Annotated in this window: 9 protein-coding genes; 4 read left to right on the forward strand and 5 right to left on the reverse strand. The window is 60.4% G+C overall.

The genetic code is table 11. From position 1 onward, the window contains the following. Window positions 1-3: 3 nt before the first annotated feature. The 4 genes from ACZ6W9_RS25290 to ACZ6W9_RS25305 form a co-directional block, all read right to left on the reverse strand. Window positions 4-807: a protein NO VEIN domain-containing protein gene (locus ACZ6W9_RS25290; protein WP_470119960.1), complete on the reverse strand. Its 804-nt coding sequence runs from the start codon at window positions 805-807 to the stop codon at window positions 4-6. Next, window positions 800-2,707 (reverse strand): DEAD/DEAH box helicase, encoded by a 1,908-nt coding sequence (locus tag ACZ6W9_RS25295; RefSeq protein WP_470119962.1) that lies wholly within the window; start codon window positions 2,705-2,707, stop codon window positions 800-802. The genes ACZ6W9_RS25290 and ACZ6W9_RS25295 overlap by 8 nt, the downstream gene beginning before the upstream one ends. An 11-nt stretch (window positions 2,708-2,718) precedes the next feature. Further along, window positions 2,719-4,059 carry a hypothetical protein gene (locus ACZ6W9_RS25300; protein ID WP_470119964.1) on the reverse strand — a complete coding sequence of 447 codons (1,341 nt, stop codon included), beginning with the start codon at window positions 4,057-4,059 and terminating at the stop codon, window positions 2,719-2,721. Window positions 4,060-4,610: 551 nt separating this feature from the next. Next, complete coding sequence (locus ACZ6W9_RS25305) at window positions 4,611-5,342, reverse strand: XRE family transcriptional regulator (RefSeq protein ID WP_470119966.1); 732 nt, start codon at window positions 5,340-5,342, stop codon at window positions 4,611-4,613. A gap of 180 nt (window positions 5,343-5,522) precedes the next feature. On the opposite strand from ACZ6W9_RS25305, the gene ACZ6W9_RS25310 reads away from it, so the two are divergent. The 4 genes from ACZ6W9_RS25310 (at window position 5,523) to ACZ6W9_RS25325 (ending at window position 7,636) form a co-directional block, all read left to right on the forward strand. After that, window positions 5,523-5,867, forward strand: coding sequence for a hypothetical protein (locus ACZ6W9_RS25310; protein ID WP_470119968.1), 345 nt, complete (start codon window positions 5,523-5,525; stop codon window positions 5,865-5,867). Window positions 5,868-5,879: 12 nt separating this feature from the next. Then, window positions 5,880-6,353 (forward strand): GntR family transcriptional regulator, encoded by a 474-nt coding sequence (locus tag ACZ6W9_RS25315; protein WP_470119970.1) that lies wholly within the window; start codon window positions 5,880-5,882, stop codon window positions 6,351-6,353. A gap of 67 nt (window positions 6,354-6,420) precedes the next feature. Then, window positions 6,421-6,972 (forward strand): HD domain-containing protein, encoded by a 552-nt coding sequence (locus ACZ6W9_RS25320; protein WP_470119971.1) that lies wholly within the window; start codon window positions 6,421-6,423, stop codon window positions 6,970-6,972. Window positions 6,973-6,979: 7 nt separating this feature from the next. Then, complete coding sequence (locus tag ACZ6W9_RS25325; RefSeq protein WP_470119973.1) at window positions 6,980-7,636, forward strand: DUF6000 family protein; 657 nt, start codon at window positions 6,980-6,982, stop codon at window positions 7,634-7,636. A 2-nt stretch (window positions 7,637-7,638) separates the two neighbouring features. On the opposite strand, the gene ACZ6W9_RS25330 is transcribed toward ACZ6W9_RS25325, so the two are convergent. Then, window positions 7,639-8,115: an NUDIX domain-containing protein gene (locus ACZ6W9_RS25330; RefSeq protein ID WP_470119975.1), complete on the reverse strand. Its 477-nt coding sequence runs from the start codon at window positions 8,113-8,115 to the stop codon at window positions 7,639-7,641. Between the last annotated feature and the right edge of the window lie 103 nt (window positions 8,116-8,218).

An 8,218-nucleotide genomic window follows, 5' to 3' on the forward strand; every position in this document is an offset into this window, starting at 1 on the left:
GCGCTAAAGGAATCCAGGCAGACCTGCGTTTAGCTTAGAGATAGGTAGATGCACGAGCGCCTCAGTCCAACGTCCAGCTGCATCGGCTGGCAAGTACGGTAATAATGCGGCAGCTCGGCACCATCCAAGGACTTGAGCGCTACCGCCAAGGCCTTCTGGCGCAACACATGCCATCAATGCCCAGCTACTGTTCCTCCTTCCTACCTCAAACTCGTTTCTGGTAAGAAAGAGCCGGAAGGATGATGTTGCTGGCCCAGATTGTGTCTTTACCTCAAGTAGCCTAGCGTTGCCATGCCTGGATGGGGCTACTACATCGAAGCCGAGCGATGACGAGATAAGACTGACACGCTGGACTCTCGGTGCGAGGTCTTCTCGACCAAGACTCGCCAGCTCCTGAATGCATTCATTGACTACGAGCAACTCACCTTTTTCTCCCAGTAAATGATGAGATTGCAGATCGAATGGCGAGTTGGCGCTGAATGCATCAAAGGGCGCTGGACCAGCGTAATAATCTGGCGTCGATTTTAGGAGCGAAACGAGGATCAGCGAAGCTACTTGTTCGTTAACAGCGTTGAGGACTAGCAGAGCTGCTGTAGGGACAAGCATGTCTCTGTCGCGCTTGAGCAGGCCAGTCTTGACGAGTAGGCATTCCCCGCTCTGTAGATCGTCTATTGAGTAAATACCTTGAGTGATAGCATCAGCATAAGCACGCCTTGCATCGTCGAGAACTGTTCCGCCTTGGTCGATAAGGCTAGCGACTATGAGAGCAGCACGGATTTCATGCCGGGTGAACCTCAGCTTAGCCATTGGCAGGTGATGTGGGGGCGTTGCCGAGATGTGTGAGTATGGCTTCAATGTCGCCTAGATCCTCAAGAGGCTCGCCGTATTCTTCATCATCCGGTAGAGCCATTTGCACTAGCGCGGGATCTGCCAGCATCCGAGCAAGCCGTCGGGTCTTTTCAGCCACGCGATTGTCTACACTGACGTCGATTGTGCCTGCCGACACTAGAATTGTAATGTTTGTTGTGATGCCGTCCTGCAGTCCGAGACGGTGGATGCGATCTAGTGATTGGAGATATTGGCCCGCATTGAAGGTGCGGTCTATATATATGGCATCATGGCAAACGTAATGCAAGCTGACGCCTTCAGACATCGCCTGTGGATTTGCCAAAAGAACCATGCAGTCTGGGTCATACCTGAAGCGCTGTATTTCTCGTTCACGGGTGCGCACACCATCTGGTGCATCTTCAGCGCTCGGTATTGCTCCATAAATCAACGCTGGTTGTAGTCTTCCGAGATGCATCTCAAGATGAATCAGGTTGTGCGGAAAGTTAGACCAGACTAGGGTCTTCTTGCCAGCCTCCGCGTTTTGGGAAATTATCTGAATCGCCCGTTGAAACTTGGCGGGGATTTCGTGGTCAGGATAATCCTCAAGGAGCTTGGCGAGCCTGCTGCCGGGAGGTATAGCCAGCGAAGGATACCTGTAAGCCCGGGCAGGGTCAGCGGTATTCGACAAAAGGCGAGGACTAGATGCGCCTTGGAGAAGATACATAGTGACTTCGCCCATCTGAGCGAACATTGCACTGTCACGCCGGTCCAGCGAGAACTTTCCTGAGTACAGATCTAGCATCGCATCATAAATGCCCTGCTGTATAGGACGAAGGGCAACTGGCTCGACCTTAAAAGAGACATCGGGCAGGCCGAGCTCTTCTTTAGTGGTCCGCACATAGAGTGGTCGGATCACGTCATTAACCGCTGCGATAGCTTCAGCAGGTGGGTCTGTAAGTAACGCCCGCCGTGGGAGCTCAATTGCTCTCTCGCCATTGGGCCACAAGATTTGAAGAAGAGCTGCCAGATCTTTTGGGTGATTTGGTGCTGGTGTCCCAGTGAGAATGTCACGGCGTGCGGCAAGGGGCGCAAGCGCGAGAAGGGCGCGGCCCCACTGTCCTGTTGCGCCACGCTTGGCCCGGTGGGCCTCGTCGACCACCAAGTGGACGGAACGTCGAGACATCCATGCCGAAAGTGGGTTAACGGCTCCAGTGAGTTTCTGATAGTTAATGAGGACCACATCTGCGTCTGGGGCCGCGCCGCCTCTCCAACGAGCGATGGTCAGATGCGGTTCGAAGATCGAATGGGCCTCCTCTTCCCATGCATCAAAGGCCGAAAGGGGGGCGACAACGAGCAACCGATTGACCCGGCCGCGCCGACGTTCCTGATCATGCAGGGCGTAGGTTACGGTTGTCTTGCCCGCGCCAGGAACCGAGAAATTAGCCCCGTGCCGAAGTTGTGTAAGGCGGTTGAGGTCACGCAGTTGGAAAGGGCGGAGATCTCGTGTTAGCTTCGGACCCGTATTGTTAAGATCAGAATCATTGGTGATTGGTGGACTAGTTGCAGCTTGTGAAAGATTCAAGGACGCGCGAATGGCACGGTCATCCTCGATGGAACGTATAAGGAGATCGCGAACCCTAGCGTCAGGACGTAGGCCGATCGTGTAACGTGCCAAAATGCTTTGCAGTGTCTTGCGATTTTTTATTAGTACTTCTGGGAGTATAAGCAACGGAAGGCCGGGCGCCGGCAGTTCGTTGCCTATGGCTAATGCGATCTCATCCCAAGCATCGTTGTCAATGCCATTTTGCTCGATGCGAATGCAGGGGTTATTGTCATCGGCGCTTACTCTAATGGCGGGCGCGAATTCTGGGTATGTCATTTTCTGAGTCCCTAGCCCTCTTCTGTATCAATCAAGCCCTGTTCAAGCGCGGTGCGGGCTTGATCGACCAGATCCTCGATCTCAGTCAGCATGGAATTGAGGGTTGCTCTTTGGTGGGCATGGAATGCCGGGTCTGGCTTTGCTTCATATATTGCTTTAATTGCGTCGTTAAGAGATGAGCGTGCGCTGTCCAGATAGCCCTGGGGTCGTGTCAGTCTTGTACCCGCCCTATTGCGCCGCTTTTCTGCTGCTATCGCTTTATTGACAGTATTGCCAACTTTTTCTAGAACTTCCGGTGCGGATACTGATGTTCCGTTGGGCAATGTAACATGGTGATTGGTTCCTGCCTGATGGGCTTGTGCCACAATGTTGGCGAGGGTTTGCACTTGAGGTTTGACTGATTCGGCTGGCAATGTCTCTTCGAGAGAACCAAGCAAGTCGAGACCGGGGATTTGATCGACCTTATCGGGACGGCCTGAAGGTGTTGTCTCTCCTTGTTGCTTGCCGGCAATGGCGTCATGTAGGGCGTGGTGGTGTTGCGCGAGCTGATCGATGACGCCACGTTCGACCCAGTCGCCGTTGGCGAGCCGGAGCTTGTGAACGGAATCGATCCCGGTGAGATATGCGATGAGCCAGCCGAGAATGTGTGCATCTGCTGCTTCGCGACCTTGGGTGCTATCAAGGCGCTTCACTTCCCGCAACAATTCTCGCCAGTTCTGTTCCTTGTCACGGTCTGAAGCAAAGGTAGTGATAGACAGTCTTGGCTCTGTTAGTCGTCTCGTTCTTTCCATCAGGAAAAGGACTTCCCGGAGTTCGCGCACACGTGCTCCGGCGCTCATGCTTCTAGCACTTCGTATTCTGAGCTTCCTTGCAATCGCGTCGTCGCTCACACCGGCGTCATGGAGCTTCTTGATCATAGTGAGCTGATTTACGAGGCGATACTCATCCTTGAGTTCTACCTGCTGCTGGAGCAGCATCTCAAGTTCCAGAAGCTCTTGATCGGTTACATCGGCAGGGAGAACTGCTACACGTAGAGTCGTTATCTTTGTCCTGCCCTCACGGGCAAGCTCACGAAGGAGTACGCACCGGGTGTTGGCATTGATCAACTTGCCTTCGCGAGTTATGACACCTGGCTGGCTCTGACCCTCCTCGCCGATGTTTTCCTTGAGATCCTGGGAATGTCTGTGCACGCTCTTAACCAGGTCACTTACGAGCTGCTGGGCAGCTGGAGAGTATGGGTCAGAACGTACCAGTTCTCGCTGGGGATGCTCATCGAGCTGAGGCGCGATCCGGAAGCTGTCCGCGTTGAGTACGGGAATGGAGAGAGGGACGTCGATGACCTCGAGAGTCATGTGACCTCGGAGGGGGACACGGTAGGTCTCTTTTGGCCCTTGGCTATCCCAATACTGCTTGAGAGCTTGTGATATGTGGAGCCGCCTACTGTTCTCGGTCATTATGCACCCTGTCATGCCTGCATGCGTAGTTTGGTACAGCTTTTCGGAATGTTGCCGGCTGGTTCGTGGCTCGCTGTAGTTCTGGGATAGAGGCCCTTAGCTGGCTCCGGGTAGAAGGGCGCGATGTATTGCGGGAGAAGTGCGTCCGAGCCCGGTGCATCCTGGGTCACCTTTCATGGACCAGACCATACAACTTGTTGGCGTCAGTATGGGTTATCTTGCTGGAGGCGTATGTGTTACCTGTGCCTCTCTGGTGCGGTCCGGACGGCTAGGCAAGAGTGAGGGATGGTCGCTGGTGTTCTCTAACCGTGCAGGGCGTCCCTGGCCGCGACCGGCCGGAGAGCCGCAATGCGGCCAGGAGGAGCCCAGCACGTGCGTGGGCCGCCGCGGGCGGCGCACGCCTTGAAAGCGAACAGATAAGTTACGTTCGATCTTGGGGTGCAGGGCTGTCAGCTCGTCTGAGCTGCTGTTTCGGTGCTGGTCCAGACGCGTTCGAAGCTGTCGAGGTAGGTCGTCGCGGCGTTGCCGTTCTCGGTGCCGGCCAGGTAAATGACCGGTGCTTCGGAGGCTCGGATGCCGTAGGCATGGAGGTTGACCAACAGGCTGCCGTCGGCACGGTAGATCGAGTTGTACAGCACCGTGCGGTGCAGCCGGATTTCGATGCCCTCGACGTCTCGGAGGGGCCGGTAGAGGGTCAGGGTGTTGCGGACGCGGGCGGTCATGACGTCGCCTCCGATGCCTTCCTCGATGCCTCGGGCGGCGACGTCCGGGCTGTTGGGGTCGCCCAGGAGGATGCGGACCTGTACCCCTGCTCGTGCTCGTTGGGTGAGGATGCGCAGGAGGCCGGCGTCTTCGGCGAGGAACAGGCCGCTGTAGACGAGGATGCCGATCTCTTCGGTCGCGGTCTCGAAGAAGGTGCGCCAGACGTCGGCGGGTACGGCCCAGCGGTGGGAATAGATCGCCTTGATCTCATCAGGGACGCGCCGGCCGCGGGCGGCGTCGGGCCACAGGTCGCTCTCCTCGGCTCCAAGGAGGTCGGCGACCGCGAGGCGGTGGCGGGGATGGGGGATGCGGCCGCTGATCCAGCGGGCGACGGTCTTGGGGTCGACCGCCAGGCGGGCGGCGATGTCGACGGGCTGCAGTCGCGCCCGGATGAAGGCGTGCCGGAGGTTTTCGTTCATCAGGGGACGCACCTTCCGTAGCAGGAGGGCCGGTGCCTGCGACGCTAACATAAGACGTCCCTAGACGTCCCTAACTTGCGGTGCCCGAGTCCCTCCCCGGCGACGAAGCTCATCGGCATGCGACCCCTGCCTGATCCCGGGGTCTTCGCCCTCCACCATCCGATGGGAGCTACAACAGTCATGGGCACCGTGAAAGAAAGCCAGCACGCCTACCAGGTGGAGCTGCTCACCGCGCTCCGCAACGAGCTGATCAACCGGGAGATCATCGCGGTCCTGATCACCGACAGCAAGAACCGGCCGCGCCTGGACGTCACCGACAGCGCGTTCCGCCCCCGCCGCGTCTACGCCCACCTGGCGTTCCAGTGGTACTACTGGGGCGCCGAGCACGACGAGCGCGTCTCGTGCCTGAAGCTGTTCCCCGCGGCCGACCGGATCGCCGAGGCGGCGCGGGCCGGCTGGCGCGACGGCGAGCAGGAAGAGCTCGGCCTGGACCTCAGCCAGATCCGCCAGGCTTACCGCTCCTGAACCCGGCCTTCGATGTCGGTTGCTGAGAGCAGTTGGCTGACCGGCGGGCGGGTCTACCACCAGCTCGCCGATCGGCTCCGCGCGCAGATCACCGCGGGGACCTACCCGCCGGGCAGCACCCTGCCCTCAGAGACGGCCCTCGCCGATCGGTTCCGCATCGCCCGCTCCACGGCCCGGCGTGGCCTGGCGGTCCTGGAAGACGAGGGCCTCATCGTCACCCTGCCCGGCAAGGGGCGCGTCGTCAGATGCGAGGACCCGGAGCGGCAGGCGGCCTACCGCTACCAGGCGATCGCCCGCGGCCTGCGTGAGCAGATCCGCACCGGAGCGCTGCCCACCGGGGCCATGCTGCCCAGTGAGCACGCGCTGTGCCGCCGGCACCGGGCCTCGCGCAACACCGTCCGCCACGCCCTGGCCGAGCTGGAGCGCGAAGGGCTGATCACCACTGCGCACGGCAAAGGCCGGTTCGTCCGGCCTGCCCCGGATTAAGACGTCTAAGGACGTCCTGGCGCCGACCCTGGAAACCTCCCTGAGGCCGGCGTCTATCGTGAGCCGTATGGGACATGCTGAATGGGCACGCGACCTGGCCGAAAACCTCCTGCGTGAGCCGTTGCCGCGCCGCTGGGTCCACACGCAAGGAGTGGCCGCGCGTGCCGAGTCCCTGGCGCCGATCCTCGGCCAGGAGGCCGACCTGCTGACCGCCGCGGCCTGGCTGCACGACATCGGTTACGCACCCGATCTCGTCGACACCGGCTTTCATCCACTGGACGGCGCCCGGTACCTGCGCAATGTCCACCAGGCCGACGCCCGGCTCTGCCGCCTGGTCGCTCATCACTCCTGCGCGGTCAACGAGGCGCGCAACCGCGGCCTCTTCGACGCGCTCATGAGCGAGTTCGACCAGGAACGCCCCGAGCTGGTCGAGGCACTGACCTACTGCGACATGACCACCAGCCCGGACGGCGTACCCCTCGGCGTCACCGACCGGTTGGCGGAGATCCACTCGCGCTACGGTCCCGAGCATCTTGTCTCGCGATCGATCACGGCGTCAACACCCTGCATCCTGGCCGCGGTCCGCGCCGTAGAGGCGGTGTTGACCGCTCGGGCATGATGGGCCGGTGCGCCTGCCGATTTCTCCGGACGATCAGATGATGGCGCTGGCCAAGCGCTACGTATCCCCCGGCATGGGCGGAATCCGCCGCTACCTTAAGCTGCTGCACGGCAACTTTTTGAGTCTGCCTGATCCGGCCTTTCTCTGGTTCGCCCGGTCGCTGGCCAAGGACGCGCGGGAGATCACGGACGATGACCTGAGTGTCCTGCTGGACAGCGAGTGGCGGGCACGCATGACGGCGGCGTGGCTGATCGGCATGGACCGGCGCATACGGTTCCGCGAACAGCTTGGCGCACTGCTCCTGGGGAGCGAACTCGTCTACGCCGGGCAGGGGTACTGCTTCGCCCTGGCCCGTTTCGGTGAAGAGCGCGATGCGGAGATCCTCACGGCGTACCTGGATCGGTGGCTCCCGGAGAAGTCCCGCTCCTACAACCAGGACGACGCGATGGGGGCCCTCCTGTATCTGGACGAGCTGCACTCGGCTGACCGCACTGCCCGGTTCCTCATTCCTGACGGACTCTGGAACAACTCGGCCATGGCAGGCGTGGACCCTGCGGAGCAGAAGGGGCGTACGGAGCTGATGTGCGGGTTCGCCGAGAGCTGCATGAGCGGCGATATCGTCCGCTGGCTTCCGAAGAAACGCCGCGCCCTCGATCGGCGTTGACCTCAGCCGATGTACGGCACCGCCCGGCCGTCGAGGAAGTGGCCGATCCGCAGGCGCATTGACCGGTCCATCGACAATGCGCCGGCCTCTTCACGAGGCACCCACCGCACCTCGCGGGACTCATCACTCGGCGTCGGCTCGCCGTCGACGGCCCGTGCGGTCAGCACGATGGAGAACTCCTGACGAGCCTCGCCGTTGGAGGTGTAGAGGATGACGTGCTTGGGGTCGGTGTAGGTGCCGACCAGGCCGATGATCTCACACGTGATGCCGGTCTCTTCCAGCGTCTCGCGGATCGCGGCCTCGGGCAGGGACTCGCCTAGGTCGATCGCGCCGCCGGGCACAGCCCAGTTGCCGTTGTCGGATCGGCGGATCATGAGGATCTCGCCGGCGTCGTTGGTGACCACGACGTTGACCGACGGGACCAGGCTGTTGGGCTTGGGTGCGTCGGGGTCGTCGTAGAAGTCGATGCGGCGGGCCATGGTCAGGACTCTAGCCCTGTTCTTCGCACATGAGGATTCACGGTCTGTGTCGTCGGTGGCGGCCGGGATATCTAACGGGGTATGAGCGGTCCTTCGCGTCAAC

The sequence above is a fragment of the Streptosporangium sp. NPDC053982 genome (assembly GCF_055585205.1).